Below are 14,212 nucleotides of genomic sequence, written 5' to 3' on the forward strand. Positions count from 1 at the left end.
CCCCGGCCGCCGCCGCGTCCCCGCCCCGGTTCAGACCGCCGATCCCTTTGGCCTCGAGACCACGCTCGAGCCGAAGAAGGTCGTGATGGTCAAGGGCACCGCCAATTGGGACTCCGCCTTCGACACGCTGATCGACGCCTTCAAGGCGCTGAACACGCTGCTCGACAAGCAGGGCATCAAGCCATCGGGCAATTCGATGATCGTCTACACCTCGACGGACGATACCGGCTTCACCTTCCTTGCCGAGATCCCGGTCGATCAGGACCCGAAGAACCTGTCCAAGGACATGAGCATCGGCAAATCGCCTGAAGGCAAGGCGCTGAAATTCGTCCATCGCGGCTCCTACGACAACATGGACAATACGTATGAGGCGATCACCAATCACCTCGACGACAAGAGGCTGGAAGCCAAGGACACCTTCATCGAGGAGTACCTCACCGATCCCCTAAAGACGTCCGAGGACAAGCTCGTGATCAATGTTTTCGTGCCACTGAAGTGAGACTGATGAAAAAGCCTGCCCTACTTGCCGCCGTCCTCGCCACCACACTGCTCGCCGCGCCCGCGCGCGCCGAGGATTTTCCCTCCGCGATCTCGGTGAGCGGCGAAGCCTCCGTGTCCGCGGCGCCCGATCTCGCGCAAATCGATGCCGGCGTCGCCAACGACGCCAAGACAGCGAAAGAGGCCTCCGATGCCAACAACGCCGCGATGGGCAAGGTGCTGCTGGCGCTGAAGGGCACAGGAATCGCCGAGAAGGATTACCAGACCTCGCGGCTGTCGCTGCAGCCGCAATACGGCCAGAACAAATCCACCGGCGCATCCCCGGTCGTCGGCTTCCGCGCCAGCAACCGCGTTACCGTCAAGATCCGCGACGTGACCAAGGTGGCCGGCATCATCGACACTCTGGTCAGCGCCGGCGCCAACGACATCGGCAACATCTCCTTCGAGGTGACGCAGGCGTCAAAGCTGCTCGATGATGCGCGCGAGCAGGCGGTGGCCGACGCGCGGCGCAAGGCGGAGATTTACGCGAAGGCTGCCGGTGTGACGCTGGGCGCGCCGCTCAGCGTCACCGAGGGCGGCGGCCCGGTGCCGCTGTTCAAGGGCCGCATGGCCGAACGGATGGCCGCGGCCCCACAGGCCGCCGTCGCGCCCGGCGAGGAGACGCTGACGGTGACGGTGAATGTGAGCTGGGCGATCAAGCAGGGGCAGTAGCCTCTTTCGTAAGAGGCGCATCGCCGCAACACCAATGGGCCGGCGACCCGATCATACGTCCGGCGGCAGGGGATGGCATTGTTGCCCGATCAATCATTCACGCTGATATCAGTAAAAAGAAACCCCGTCGGCGTCTTGGTAAAGACGAAGATGAGCTCGCCGCAGAAGACGAAGTAACTGTCGTTCTTATAGTCATCGCGATCGTAGACGGCCTTGCCGCGCTGGATACACGCGCGATTTTTCGCCGTGAACGAGGTCCGATAGGTCTTGGCGCCAAATTGCGCGGCGTCGCGAATTGCGTTGTCGTTCATGAACGGCAATCGTGTCATACCGGCGACGGCGGCGGAATCGTTTGCCTTCAGCGCCGCGCGAAACTTCTCGATGAAGCCATCGAATTCCTTCTGCAAGGCAGGAGATGCGACGGCGTTCTTCGCCTGGGCGACGGCCGGAGCAAGGTTCACGAGAGCGGTTGCAAGCACAATTCTCAGCAAAAATCCCACAGGCCGGCTCCATCCATCGATTAATAAAGGTCTTCCGACCAAAAGAAATCCATGGTGCTTTGTTGCGTCATAGGCTTTCTGGTTCAACGGCGCAGAACCGCACGCACCTGCCGCAATGGGAGCAAAGCGGACATTGCTTTCGTCGCATCAAGCCGCCGGGTTTATGGATACACGACCTAAATCTCCACCACCTGCCCCGGCAGCATTGCCACGAATCTTTCCTGCGGAATCTTCGCGGCATCCAGCGCCTCGACCAGCGCTGTCGCCGGCGCGTCGATCGCTTCGTCCGTCAGTTGGAACGTGCCGTGGTGATGCCCGAGCGCTTGCTCGGCGCCGCAATCGGCCAGCGCCTTCACCGCATCTTCGGGGTTCATGTGCTGGTCGCGCATGAACCAGCGCGGCTCGTAGGCGCCGATCGGGAGGATGGCGAGGCGCAGCTTGCCGTGCTTCTCGGCGACGCGGCGGAAATGGCGGCCATCGCCGTAGCCGGAATCGCAGACCACGTAAATCTTCCCGGCCGGCGTCTCCAGGACAAAGCTCGCCCACAGCGCCTTGTTGCGGTCGAACAGGCCGCGCGCGGTCCAGTGCCTTGTCGGCACCAGATGCACCGCGACGCCTTCGCCGAGTTCGACGCGATCATGCCAGTCGAACGCCTCCACCTTGATGCCGGGATCCCAGCTGCGCATGGTGACGTCGTTGCCGAGCGGGGTGACCACGCGCGGGGCGAAATTCTTGGTGAGCCGCGACAGCGTCGCGATGTCGAGATGGTCGTAATGGCCGTGCGAGACCAGCACGACGTCGATCTTCGGCAGCTTCTCGAAGGCGATGCCGGGGTCGTTGTGCCGCTTCGGCCCGGCGAAGGCGACCGGCGAGACCCGCTCCGACCAGACCGGATCGATGAGGATGTTGAGGCCGCCGGCCTGGATCAGCCAGCTGGCATGACCGACGAAGGAGAGCCGCACCTTGTCGCCGTCGACACGCGCCGGCGGGGTGTCGGCGTGTGGGCTGGGCGCCCAATCCGGCCAGGTCGCGCGCTGCCGCTTGCCGCCGAGCTGCCAGCGCAGCACCTCGCGCAGCGATTTCGGCGGCGCCCCATCCGGATCGAAGAAAGTCAGGCCGTCGAAATGATCGGAGGCGGGGCCGTCATAGGTTTTCATGCTGGACATCCAGAGGGAGGGGACGCCGACCAGCGCACCGGTTCCGGCGAATAGTCCGAAAAGGCGGCGGCGGGTGATCGGCACGGCGGGCTTCTAGGGATGGTTGGAGGGGTAAGACATCACCGCCTATATGGGCGGGGCTGGCGGAAAAGGAACCTGCGACAAAAGGATCACGTTTTCAAAACCTTGGCCTACCGAGGGCGGGCCGACACCCTAAGTTTCCTTGACTTTTGAGCGGGAGCGGCGTTTAACCCGGCCACTTTCTCGGAAAGGCTTTCTTTTCGACCCGCCGACCGGCCTTGAGGCCGGAGGTCAACGCCCGACAGCGCTGTGCGCCCTCGGGCGCAAAGGTGTTTGGAAGATGCTTATCCAGGAAGGTGTCATCGCCCGACTTGATCGGGCGATCCAGTATCCCAGAGGCGGCTCGGCTTGAACTGAGGTGCTGCGGCGTACTGGATGCCCCGCCTTCGCGGGGCATGACAGCGGTGAGTTACGGAGCGCTCTTCCCATCGGGAAGACAGCAACAGGACAACGGCATTGTTCGACAATCTGTCGGAACGGCTTGGTGGCATTCTCGATCGTCTGACGGGGCGCGGTGCGCTGACCGAAAAGGACGTCGACGCGGCGATGCGCGAGGTGCGCCGCGCGCTGCTGGAGGCCGACGTCGCGCTCGAAGTGGTCCGCAGCTTCACCGAGCGCGTCCGCGAGCAGGCGATCGGCGCCACCGTCGTCAAGTCGGTCACGCCCGGCCAGATGGTGGTCAAGATCGTCCATGACGAGCTGGTCAACACGCTGGGCGCCGAAGGCCAGACCATCGACGTCAATTCCGTGCCGCCGGTGCCGATCATGATGGTCGGCCTGCAGGGCTCCGGTAAGACCACCACCACCGCCAAGCTCGCCCGCCGCCTGGTCCAGCGCGACAAGCGCAAGGTCTTGATGGCCTCGCTCGACGTCTACCGTCCGGCGGCGATGGAGCAGCTGGCCGTGCTCGGCCGCGACCTCGACATTCCCACTTTGCCAATCGTTGCCGGCCAGCAGCCGCCGCAGATCGCCAAACGCGCGCTGGAAGCCGGCAAGCTCGGCGGCTACGACATCGTGCTGCTCGACACCGCCGGCCGCACCACGCTCGACGAAGAGATGATGGCAGAGGCGGCCGCGATCAAAGCCGCGGCCAATCCGCATGAAGTGCTGCTGGTTGCGGATTCGCTCACCGGCCAGGACGCCGTGAACCTGGCGCGCTCGTTCGATCAGCGCGTCGGCCTCACCGGCATCGTGCTCACACGCGTTGACGGCGACGGCCGCGGCGGCGCCGCGCTGTCGATGCGCGCCGTCACCGGCAAGCCGATCAAGCTGATCGGCACCGGCGAAAAGACCGACGCGCTAGAAGACTTCCACCCGGATCGTATCGCCGGCCGCATCCTCGGCATGGGCGACGTGGTGTCGCTGGTCGAGCGCGCCGCCGCCAATATCGACGCCGAGAAGGCCGCACGCACCGCCGAGCGCATGCGCAAGGGTCAGTTCGACCTCAACGACATGCGCGAGCAGCTGCTGCAGATGGCCAACATGGGCGGCATCAGCGGGCTGATGGGCATGATGCCCGGCATCTCCAAGATGAAGAACCAGATCGCGGCCGCCGGCATCGACGACAAGATCCTGAAGCGCCAGGTCGCGATCATCGATTCCATGACGCGCGAGGAGCGGCGTCATCCGGACCTCTTGAAGGCCAGCCGCAAGAAGCGCATCGCGGCCGGCAGCGGCCAGAGCGTCGAGCACGTCAACAAGCTGCTGAAGATGCACCGGAACATGGCCGACGTGATGAAGGCCATGGGATCGGGCAAGCGCGGCCCGCTCGCCGGCATCGCACAGGCGATGGGTTTTGGCGGCGGCATGAAGATGCCCTCGCCCGAAGAGATGAAGGCGCTGCAGGAGAAGATGCAAGGCGCGGGCGGCGGACAAGGCCTGCCGAATCTGCCGAAGGATCTGCCGCCCGGTCTTCGCCAAGGCCTACCGAACCTTCCGGGACTAACCGGGCTGAGCGGCAAGCCGACGCTGCCGGGCCTCGGCGGTTTCCCCGGCAAGAAGAAATGAGGAATTCGTCGCACGGGGATCATCAGCATCTCAGGCGACGCGGAATACCAATCGACCGAACAAAACGTACTTTGCAAAACCACACTTTCAAGGAGAACTGAATGTCCGTCGTTATCCGCCTCGCCCGTGCAGGCACCAAGAAGCGTCCCGTCTATCACGTCGTCGTCGCCGATTCGCGCTTTCCGCGCGATGGCCGCTTCATCGAGCGTCTCGGCCATTTCAATCCGCTGCTGCCGAAGGACAACGAGACCCGCCTCAAGCTCGACATGGACAAGGTGAAGGCCTGGCTCGCCAAGGGCGCGCAGCCGTCGGACCGCGTCGCGCGTTTCCTCGATGCCGCCGGCGTCAAGAAGCGCGAAGCGCGCAACAACCCTGAGAAGGCCGTGCCGCGCAAGGAGCGCAAGGCGCAGGCCGAAGCCGCCGCCAAGGCGTAAGGCCGGATCATGTCGGCGCTGGTCTGCGTCGCGCGGATCGGCGCCGCGCATGGTGTGCGCGGTGCGGTCAAGCTGTGGACCTTCACCGAGGATCCCTTTGCCGTCCGCCGCTACGGTCCGCTGTCGACCAAGGACGGCAGGCGCCAGTTCGAAATCGCGCAGGTGCGCGAGGCCAAAGATCATCTGGTCGCGACATTCAAGGGTGTCGTGACCCGCGATGAGGCCGAGCGCCTCAACGGCATCGAGCTCTACGTCGCGCGCGAAAAACTGCCCGCGACGGACGAGGACGAATATTACCACACCGATCTGATCGGGCTCGCCGCCGTCACAACTGGTGGCGATGCGCTCGGCCGCGTGCTCGCGATCCATAATTTCGGCGCCGGCGACATCATCGAGATCGCGCCGCTCAAGGGCCCGACGATGCTGCTGCCGTTCTCCAACGCGGTGGTGCCGGAAGTCGACCTCAGAGGCGGCCGCGTCGTGATCGCGTTGCCGCAGGAGATCGAGGGGGAGGATCGTGACGAAGCTTCTTCCGCTAGTCGTCCCGGCGAAGGCCGGGACCCATAACCACAGGCCGGAATTTTTCGCTAAGCTGATCGCTCCAGCCATCGCAAAACGGGCTGCGGTGGTTATGGGTCCCGGGCTCGCGCTTTGCGCGCCCCGGGACGACGAGACTAGGATGCAATGACCAATCCCTCACCCTGGCGCGCGACGGTGCTGACGCTGTTTCCGGAGATGTTTCCGGGGCCGCTCGGCGTGAGCCTCGCCGGCCGGGCGCTCGCGTCCGGGCTCTGGCAGATCGAGGCTCGCGACATCCGGGCGTCCGCGACCGACCGCCACCGCAGCGTCGACGACACCCCGGCCGGCGGCGGGCCGGGCATGGTGCTTCGGGCGGACGTTCTGGCCGCGGCGATCGATGCTGCCGAAATCGGGCAAGACCCGTCAAAAGCGCGGCCCCGCCTGCTCATGAGCCCCCGGGGTCGGCCATTGACCCAGGCCCGGGTGGTCGAGCTCGCCGAAGGCCCCGGCCCCCTGATCGTCTGCGGGCGCTTCGAGGGGATCGACCAGCGGGTGATCGACGGCCGCGGCCTGGAGGAGGTCTCGATCGGCGATTACGTGCTGTCCGGGGGCGAAATCGCAGCTTTAGCCCTGATCGATGCCTGTGTCCGGCTGCTGCCGGGGGTGATGGGCAAGGAAGCCTCCGGAACCGAGGAAAGCTTTTCGGACGGCCTGCTGGAGTACCCCCAATACACCCGCCCGCAGCTGTTCGAGGGGGTTCCGATCCCTGCTGTCCTCACCTCCGGCGACCACGCCAAGGTGGCCGCCTGGCGCCGGGCCAAATCCGAGGCCCTGACAGCCGCCCGGCGCCCGGATTTGTGGGAAAAGGCCGCGAATCGGGGGAGCGGCCAAAAAACGCCAAAAACCAAGACAGACGGGTGACAAACGCTCCGGCTTGCCTTATAGGAGCGGCCAAATCCGCAATGGCTGGATAGACGAATTTTGCGCAGCCCCCCGTTTCCAGGGCTGGGCGCGCCGATGGAGATTTACCCATGAACCTGATCAAGCAGCTCGAGCAGGAGCAATTCGACAAGCTGTCCGCCGGCAAGGACATCCCGGAATTCGCCCCCGGCGACACCGTGATCGTCAACGTGAAGGTCGTCGAAGGCGACCGCACCCGCGTGCAGGCCTATGAGGGCGTTTGCATCGGCCGTTCCGGCGGTGGCCTCAACGAGAGCTTCACCGTGCGCAAGATCTCCTATGGCGAGGGCGTCGAGCGCGTGTTCCCGCTGCTCTCCCCGATGATCGACTCGATCAAGGTGGTGCGCCGCGGCAAGGTGCGTCGCGCCAAGCTCTATTATCTCCGCAATCTTCGCGGCAAGTCGGCCCGCATCGTCGAGAAGCAGGACCGCGCTGCTGCCGTCGGCGAGTAAGCTTTCGCCACCAGGCAGGTCTTTCGAAAGCGCGGGGCTCGGCTCCGCGCTTTTTTGTTGGCTCTGCTGTCATTGCGAGGAGCCCTTGCGACGAGTAATCCAGACTGTCTCCGCGGATGCATTTCTGGATTGCTTCACGGAGCCTGTCATCGGGCCGCGCTACGCGCGGACCCGGTGGCTCGCAATGAGGAGTTGAAACTCTCGCGCTTTAGCTTCCGCGTGCTATATAGCTTCTAGAATGTTTCCAGATCTGACCAGCTTCGCCCCCATCCAGCGCATCGTCATCGACGATCGCTCGCGGCTGCCTGGCCGGTTCTTCGGACGCTTCGCGACCTCGGCAACGTCAGAGCTTAGCCGCGCAGCCTGAAGGCTGCGCTGACGATTTTGTTGCCCGCGCGCTCTGCCGCGCTCATCGCTGACACACATTCTTCGGAGCTCAAGCTCATGTCCAAGCCGACCACCCTGTACGACAAGATCTGGAACGACCATCTGGTGCACGAAGCCGAGGACGGCACCTGCCTGCTCTATATCGACCGCCATCTGGTGCACGAAGTGACCTCGCCGCAGGCGTTCGAAGGCCTGCGCGCCACGGGGCGCAAGGTCCATGCGCCCGAGAAGACGCTCGCCGTCGTCGACCACAACGTGCCGACCACCGACCGCACCAAGCCGAATCCCGACCCTGAAAGCATCGAGCAGATCAAGGCGCTGGCCGAGAACGCCAAGGAATTCGGCATCGAATATTACAACGAGTTCGACAAGCGTCAGGGCATCGTCCACGTCATCGGCCCCGAGCAGGGCTTTACGCTGCCCGGCACCACCATCGTCTGCGGTGACAGCCACACCTCGACGCATGGCGCGTTCGGCGCGCTCGCGCACGGCATCGGCACCAGCGAGGTCGAGCACGTGCTGGCGACGCAGACGCTGATCCAGAAGAAGGCCAAGAACATGCGCGTCACCGTCGACGGCAAATTGCCGGATGGCGTGACGGGCAAGGACATCATCCTGGCCATCATCGGCGAGATCGGCACCGCCGGCGGCACCGGCTACGTGCTGGAATATGCCGGCGAAGCGATCCGCGCGCTCTCGATGGAAGGCCGCATGACGGTCTGCAACATGTCGATCGAAGGCGGCGCGCGCGCTGGCCTGGTCGCGCCCGACCAGAAGGCGTTCGACTTCCTGCGTGATCGTCCGAAGGCTCCGAAGGGCGCGGCCTGGGACGCGGCGATGCGCTACTGGGAGAAGTTGCGCTCCGATGATGGCGCGCATTTCGACCACGAGCTGCGCCTCGATGCGGCAAAGCTGCCGCCGATCGTGACCTGGGGCACCTCGCCTGAAGACGTGATTTCTGTCACCGGTATCGTGCCCGATCCTGATAAAATCGCCGACGAGGCCAAGCGCATCTCCAAGCATCGCGCGCTGAAATATATGGGCCTGACGGCGGGCACGAAGATCACCGACATCAAGCTCGACCGCGTCTTCATCGGCTCCTGCACCAACGGCCGCATCGAGGACCTGCGGGCCGCGGCGAAGATCGCCGAAGGCAAGACCGTGTCGGCGAACGTCAATGCCATGGTCGTGCCGGGCTCCGGCATCGTGAAGGAGCAAGCCGAAGCCGAGGGTCTCGACAAGATCTTCATCAAGGCCGGCTTCGAATGGCGCGAGCCGGGCTGCTCGATGTGCCTTGCCATGAACCCGGACAAGCTGAAGCCGGAAGAGCGCTGCGCCTCGACCTCGAACCGCAATTTCGAAGGCCGCCAGGGTTTTAAGGGCCGCACCCATCTGGTGTCGCCGGCGATGGCGGCAGCGGCGGCGATCGCGGGCCACTTCGTCGACGTCAGGGACTGGCGCTAAGCTGGTCCCTGCAATTGTAGCAATCGCGGCAAAGCGTCGTTAGTCGACGGCGCCGACGATGTCCTCGCGACGGTTTCGCGAGGACACGTCATGGCCAAAATGACGGCACTCACTCACGTCACCAATAGCGGTACGGATAGTGCCACCGCGGCCAGTGGCAGACGCGGCGCGGGCCGTAATAGGTCCAGATGATCCGGCAGCGGCGCGGATAAGAGTAGGAAGGATAGTAGCCGCCGACATAATAGGGCCGGTAGAAGTGACGATGCCGGAAATGGGGGCGGTGATGGCCCCAGTGCCGGTGGACCCCGCCATATCCGCCGTGGCGAAAGCCGCCATGGCGATGGATACCCACATGTCTGTGGTGAAAGGCCGGCGCGGCGCGGAAGCCACCGCCGTGGAAACCGCGGCCGATATGCCCGCCGCCGCGAAAACCGCCGCCGTGAAAATGCCCGCCGCCATGTCCGCCGTGCCCGCCACGGCGAACCTGCGTGACGAGATCGTCGGTCGCGGCCTTCGTCATCGGCGACGTCGCCGGATTGATCAAGGTGAGCGCTTCAGCGCGGCGCACGCTGCCGGCCGACAGCATCAGCGTCGCGGCGGCCGCAAGCCCGAGCAAGCGCACCGAGCCGACCCGGCGGCCCAACATCCTCAGCATGGAATCCTCCCTGAATCCGGACAGCAGAGCTGCGACGTCTCCGCCGCGCCATGGCCGTTCAATTGCTATCGCTCCAGGGATTTAAGTTGCGGACAGCGATGTGAACGCGCCATGAATGAACAAGGCGCGGCGCCGCGATGCGACCCCATGCCTCGCGTGATCGCAAAGCCGGCCGCCAAAGCGGCGCCTTACCAGAAGGGGCCGTAGGTGAACACAAAAGGTGCCGGCACGCCGTAGGGATAGGGACGATAGTAGACAGGCCGCGCGTAGTAGCGCGGATCGCGGCGTATGGCAGGCCGTGCGATGTCATAGGTTCGCGCGTGTCGTCGCACATCGAAAACCGCGATTCCCGCCGATGCCTCCGGGACCGTCGCCCTTGGCGCGGAGGACGCGCGAGGCAGCCCAGTGGCCAGCGCGACGGCAAAGGCCCATGCGATCCATCTCACCATCACACCCTCACGAGGTCGCCGCGAAGTCAGCCCCGACGCCAGTAGCAGCTCACGCGCGGCACGATCACCGTGCCGCTCGGCCGGTACTCCTGCACATAGGTGGCGTTGCAGACCCGGACCGCGTCGGGGCCGGGATTGTAGCGGGGATAGACGCCGTCCGGGCTGTAATAGGGCGTGATGCGCAGGCGCGGCCGCTTGCGCGGCGGGGGGACATCGTCCGGCGAGACCAGTTGGGCCATCCGGATTTCGGAACTGGCGGCCTGCGCCTCGGCGCCGACGCAAAACTGCGAAAACAACCCCATGCACAGTAGAGTCAGCGCTGTTTTCGTTCGCATTTTTCCGCCCACCCTGAACCGTCCCGTTGACGACCCACGCTCCCCGTTTTGGCGGCGCCCGTCAACCTCGCCGCGCTTATAAAGCCAGATGCATCAGCGGGAAACCCGCGCTAAGAGGTGCTCATGTGGACGGAATTGAAAGCCCCTTCGCTCGCCGAAATGGAAGCGATGGCTCACGACGTGTTCGAGCGCCTGCCGGCGGAATTTCGCAAGCTTTGCGCGGGCGTGATCGTCCGCGTCGACGACTTCCCGACCGAGGAGGTCCTGAACGAGATGGAATGCGAGAGCGAGTTCGACCTGCTCGGCCTGTTCCAGGGCGTCGGCCTGCCCCAGCAGAGCTTTGGCGACGTGGCACGGCTGCCCAACATGGTCTGGCTCTACCGCCGCCCGATCCTGGATTATTGGGCCGAGCACGACGAAAGCCTCGGCCACATCGTCCGCCATGTCCTGATCCACGAGATCGGCCACCATTTTGGTCTGTCGGACGATGATATGGCCGCGATTGAGGCTAAGGCGGAGTAGGACGCTCTCGGTCCACCTCTTCCCACCGGGGAGAGGTGAAATCCCGATGCCGCGCCAGTTCGGCTTCAAACCCCCTACGGCAGACTAGCCCTGCCGAATTCGGCCTAGGATTTCCGGCCTGATCGCGATAAATAGCCGGTTCCCTGAACCACGTGCGGGAAAGCGCAACCATGGACAAGTTCACCACGCTGGAAGGCGTCGCGGCGCCGCTGAAGATCATCAATGTCGACACCGACATGATCATTCCGAAGCAGTACCTCAAGACCATCAAGCGCACCGGCCTTGGCAAGGGGCTCTTCTCCGAGCAGCGCTACAAGGACGACGGCAGCGAGAATCCGGACTTCGTGCTCAACCAGCCGGCCTATCGCAACGCGAAGGTGCTGGTCGCCGGCGACAATTTCGGCTGCGGCTCGAGCCGCGAGCACGCGCCCTGGGCGCTGCTCGACTTCGGCATCCGCTGCGTGATCTCGACCTCGTTCGGCGACATCTTCTACAACAATTGCTTCAAGAACGGCATTCTGCCCATCCGCGTCACCCAAGAGGACCTCGACAAGCTGTTCGACGACGCCGAGCGCGGCGCCAATGCGACGCTGACGATCGACCTGCCGAACCAGGAGATCCGCGGCCCCGACGGCGGCAAGGTCAAGTTCGAGATCGACCCGTTCCGCAAGCACTGCCTGATCAACGGCCTCGACGACATCGGCCTCACCATGGAGAAGAAGGCCTCGATCGACTCCTACGAGGACAAGCTCAAGCGCGAACGCGCCTGGGCCTGATCGCAAGTTTTTGTTGAGCCCCGGTGCCGCAAGCGCCGGGGCTTTTTCTTTGTTCTGATTATCCCTTATGACTTCCCGCATGCTGCCCGAGATCGTCACCTTCTGGCATGGCCCGATGGATGCGCTGCGCCAGACCTGTCTGCGCTCGCAATTGGCTGCCGGGCACAAGGTCACGGTCTACAGCTTCGACACTATTCCCGGATTGCCGGCCGGCGTCGCGAATGCCGAGGCCGAGGCGATCCTGCCGCATGCGTTCTCCGAACGCCTGCGGCCGCCGCAGCCGGACGGCAGCTGGCGCGACTGGACCATTCTGCAATTCAGCGACTTCTTCCGCATGAAGCTGATGGCGAAGGGCCTCGGCCTCTGGCTGGATGCCGACGTGCTGCTGTTGAGGCCGGTCGAGATCGATCCGGCAAAACCCTACTTCGCCTGGGAGCGGCCGCGCCAGCTCGGCAATTCCGTGCTTTATCTGCCGCCCGCGCACGGCATCGTTGCCGCCTTCGAAGAGCTGATGGAGCAGGAGGAGCTGACGCCGAACTGGCTGTCCGTGCGCCATCGCATCACCTTCATGATGCGCCGCCTGCGCGGCGGCTCGAACCGGCTCGCCGATATTCGCGTCGCGATCTACGGGCCCGCGGCGCTCACCGCGCTCGCGCGCCGTGCCGGCGAGCTGCAGAACGCATTGCCGAAGCAATCGTTCTACGCCGTGCATGCCGAGCCAAAGCTGTTCTTCGATCCCTCGAGCTATCTTGGCCTGGTCACCGACCCCGCCATCATCGGCCTGCACATCTCGCCGAAGGGACGCGGCGGCGAGAAGCCGATTCCCGGCAGCCTGTATGCGTGGGCGGCGGAGAGATTCAGGTAGCTGCTGCGCAGGAGGTGCGCTCCCTCTCCCGCTTGCGGGAGAGGGTCGGGGAGAGGGTATCTCCGCAATGGGACAATCCCCCAGAGGAAAGAGCCCTCACCCGCGCCTTCGGCGCGACCTCTCCCGCAAGCGGGAGAGGTTGGCAACCCCGCTCTTTCCTGTTTGATCCAGCGCAACGCGCTTCTGCATCATTGTGCTTATCTCGCTCCAATTCCGACCGTCCGAATGGAGCTTTCCATGAGCACCGCAACCAGGCCCTACCCCATCGTCCAGGATCTCATCGAGTCCTTCGCGAACTGGGTGAAGCACCGCCGCGAGATCAACGAAATGCGGCAGCTCGACCGCGCCGATTTCGACCGGATCGCCAATGATCTCAGGATCGCGCCGGACGATCTGGAGGAGCTGGTCCGTCATGGCCGGCACGCCGCCGACGAGCTGCCGAAGATGCTCGAACAGCTCGGCATCAGCACTGAGGCGCTCGGCCGCGCGCAGCCGCTGCTGCTCCGCGACCTCGAGCGGGTCTGCTCGCTCTGCAATCACAAGGGACAGTGCGACCGCGATCTCACTGAGGGCACCGCCGCGGAGAATTACCATGGCTATTGCGCCAACGCCTCGACCCTGGAGACGCTCGAGCGTGCCGACCTCGTGCCGCGGTGAGGCATTGCGCTACTCGATCCATTTCGGCGCGTAAGCCATTCCTTGGCTTTGCGCCGTATCGTGATTGATCCAGATTTCGGCGTTCTCGACGCGTAGCAGCTCGACCACCTTGGCCATCGACGCAACCGTCGCCTGCGGGTCGGCATTGAACGACGGCACGCGCATGTGCCGGAGGTTCTCCCGGTTGTGCGCGACGTCACCGCTCAGCAGCACGGCGCCGCGCCGCGGCAGCTTCACCAGCAGCGAGCAATGCCCGGGAGTATGGCCGGGCGTGAAGATCATGCGCACCGCGCCGTCGCCAAATAGGTCGTGGTCGCCATCGACAATCTCGAAAGGCCGCTCCTGCAACGCCTCGTAGTGCGGCAGTGAGTAGCCGAACTCGTCGGGGTCAGGTCCGAACATGGCTTCGAACTCGGCCCGTTGAGCGATCCATCTTGCGTTTTCGAACAGGTCGACATTTCCGATATGATCGAAATGCGCGTGAGAGAGGAGGATGGTGCCGATATCGCGGGGCCGCACCCCGATTTCATCCAATTGGTCCGCGAGAGGCCGGCGCACGATGCCGCGTATGCCGTGTGCGATGATGCGCCCTTCCGGATACTTCGCCAGCTCATCCGCTATTCCCGTATCCCAGATCAGCCACTCACCGCGGTGACGAATGAGATAGGCATTGCAGCTCAACGTCATGGGAATGCCGACATTGATGCCGGGAGAATAGATCGAACCGTCTTCGACCTCAGCAATGCCTCCGTCGAGGATGTAGATCCTGTCGATCGTCGCCAT

Annotated in this window: 17 protein-coding genes; 12 read left to right on the forward strand and 5 right to left on the reverse strand. The window is 64.3% G+C overall.

The window, feature by feature from the left end; all coding sequences use genetic code 11:
* Together XF30_RS02560 and XF30_RS02565 are read left to right on the forward strand one after the other, a co-directional pair.
* Positions 1-499: GyrI-like domain-containing protein (locus tag XF30_RS02560; protein ID WP_244608862.1), on the forward strand; the 499-nt coding region annotated here is incomplete at its 5' end.
* Positions 500-504: 5 nt separating this feature from the next.
* Positions 505-1,209, forward strand: coding sequence for an SIMPL domain-containing protein (locus tag XF30_RS02565; protein ID WP_192893017.1), 705 nt, complete (start codon positions 505-507; stop codon positions 1,207-1,209).
* Positions 1,210-1,298: 89 nt separating this feature from the next.
* On the opposite strand, the gene XF30_RS02570 is transcribed toward XF30_RS02565, so the two are convergent.
* A complete protein-coding gene (locus XF30_RS02570) occupies positions 1,299-1,796 on the reverse strand; it encodes a hypothetical protein (protein ID WP_244608863.1) in 498 nt (165 codons plus the stop codon).
* Between the two features lie 89 nt (positions 1,797-1,885).
* The gene (locus tag XF30_RS02575) at positions 1,886-2,950 is read right to left on the reverse strand and encodes an MBL fold metallo-hydrolase (protein ID WP_192893018.1); all 1,065 of its coding nucleotides are present in this window, start codon (positions 2,948-2,950) and stop codon (positions 1,886-1,888) included.
* A gap of 453 nt (positions 2,951-3,403) precedes the next feature.
* On the opposite strand from XF30_RS02575, the gene ffh reads away from it, so the two are divergent.
* From ffh to leuC, 6 genes are all read left to right on the forward strand, one after another.
* Positions 3,404-4,954 carry a signal recognition particle protein gene (ffh, locus tag XF30_RS02580; RefSeq protein ID WP_109141835.1) on the forward strand — a complete coding sequence of 517 codons (1,551 nt, stop codon included), beginning with the start codon at positions 3,404-3,406 and terminating at the stop codon, positions 4,952-4,954.
* A 101-nt stretch (positions 4,955-5,055) separates the two neighbouring features.
* Complete coding sequence (gene rpsP, locus XF30_RS02585) at positions 5,056-5,388, forward strand: 30S ribosomal protein S16 (protein WP_025032875.1); 333 nt, start codon at positions 5,056-5,058, stop codon at positions 5,386-5,388.
* A gap of 9 nt (positions 5,389-5,397) precedes the next feature.
* Positions 5,398-5,955: a ribosome maturation factor RimM gene (gene rimM / locus XF30_RS02590; protein WP_109141836.1), complete on the forward strand. Its 558-nt coding sequence runs from the start codon at positions 5,398-5,400 to the stop codon at positions 5,953-5,955.
* Between the two features lie 117 nt (positions 5,956-6,072).
* The gene (trmD, locus tag XF30_RS02595; protein ID WP_109141837.1) at positions 6,073-6,828 is read left to right on the forward strand and encodes a tRNA (guanosine(37)-N1)-methyltransferase TrmD; all 756 of its coding nucleotides are present in this window, start codon (positions 6,073-6,075) and stop codon (positions 6,826-6,828) included.
* A 110-nt stretch (positions 6,829-6,938) separates the two neighbouring features.
* Positions 6,939-7,319 (forward strand): 50S ribosomal protein L19, encoded by a 381-nt coding sequence (rplS, locus tag XF30_RS02600; RefSeq protein ID WP_036008895.1) that lies wholly within the window; start codon positions 6,939-6,941, stop codon positions 7,317-7,319.
* Positions 7,320-7,763: 444 nt separating this feature from the next.
* Positions 7,764-9,170 (forward strand): 3-isopropylmalate dehydratase large subunit, encoded by a 1,407-nt coding sequence (gene leuC, locus XF30_RS02605; protein WP_036024581.1) that lies wholly within the window; start codon positions 7,764-7,766, stop codon positions 9,168-9,170.
* Between the two features lie 118 nt (positions 9,171-9,288).
* On the opposite strand, the gene XF30_RS02610 is transcribed toward leuC, so the two are convergent.
* Positions 9,289-9,825, reverse strand: a complete 537-nt coding sequence (locus XF30_RS02610) for a hypothetical protein (protein WP_109141838.1) — start codon at positions 9,823-9,825, stop codon at positions 9,289-9,291.
* A gap of 475 nt (positions 9,826-10,300) precedes the next feature.
* The gene (locus XF30_RS02620; protein ID WP_036008907.1) at positions 10,301-10,576 is read right to left on the reverse strand and encodes a hypothetical protein; all 276 of its coding nucleotides are present in this window, start codon (positions 10,574-10,576) and stop codon (positions 10,301-10,303) included.
* Positions 10,577-10,732: 156 nt separating this feature from the next.
* Here XF30_RS02620 and XF30_RS02625 point away from each other — a divergent pair, with 156 nt between their 5' ends.
* From XF30_RS02625 to XF30_RS02645, 4 genes are all read left to right on the forward strand, one after another.
* The gene (locus XF30_RS02625; RefSeq protein ID WP_109141840.1) at positions 10,733-11,131 is read left to right on the forward strand and encodes a metallopeptidase family protein; all 399 of its coding nucleotides are present in this window, start codon (positions 10,733-10,735) and stop codon (positions 11,129-11,131) included.
* Between the two features lie 170 nt (positions 11,132-11,301).
* On the forward strand, positions 11,302-11,907 hold the full coding sequence (leuD, locus tag XF30_RS02630) for a 3-isopropylmalate dehydratase small subunit (protein ID WP_057026583.1): 606 nt from the start codon (positions 11,302-11,304) through the stop codon (positions 11,905-11,907).
* 79 nt (positions 11,908-11,986) lie between these two features.
* Positions 11,987-12,772, forward strand: a complete 786-nt coding sequence (locus tag XF30_RS02635) for a glycosyltransferase family 32 protein (RefSeq protein ID WP_036040796.1) — start codon at positions 11,987-11,989, stop codon at positions 12,770-12,772.
* A 237-nt stretch (positions 12,773-13,009) separates the two neighbouring features.
* Positions 13,010-13,429, forward strand: a complete 420-nt coding sequence (locus XF30_RS02645; protein WP_109145541.1) for a hypothetical protein — start codon at positions 13,010-13,012, stop codon at positions 13,427-13,429.
* A gap of 9 nt (positions 13,430-13,438) precedes the next feature.
* On the opposite strand, the gene XF30_RS02650 is transcribed toward XF30_RS02645, so the two are convergent.
* Complete coding sequence (locus XF30_RS02650; RefSeq protein ID WP_109141842.1) at positions 13,439-14,212, reverse strand: N-acyl homoserine lactonase family protein; 774 nt, start codon at positions 14,210-14,212, stop codon at positions 13,439-13,441.

The sequence above is a fragment of the Bradyrhizobium sp. SUTN9-2 genome (genome assembly GCF_003122645.1).
In the GTDB taxonomy this organism is placed as follows: domain Bacteria; phylum Pseudomonadota; class Alphaproteobacteria; order Rhizobiales; family Xanthobacteraceae; genus Bradyrhizobium; species Bradyrhizobium yuanmingense.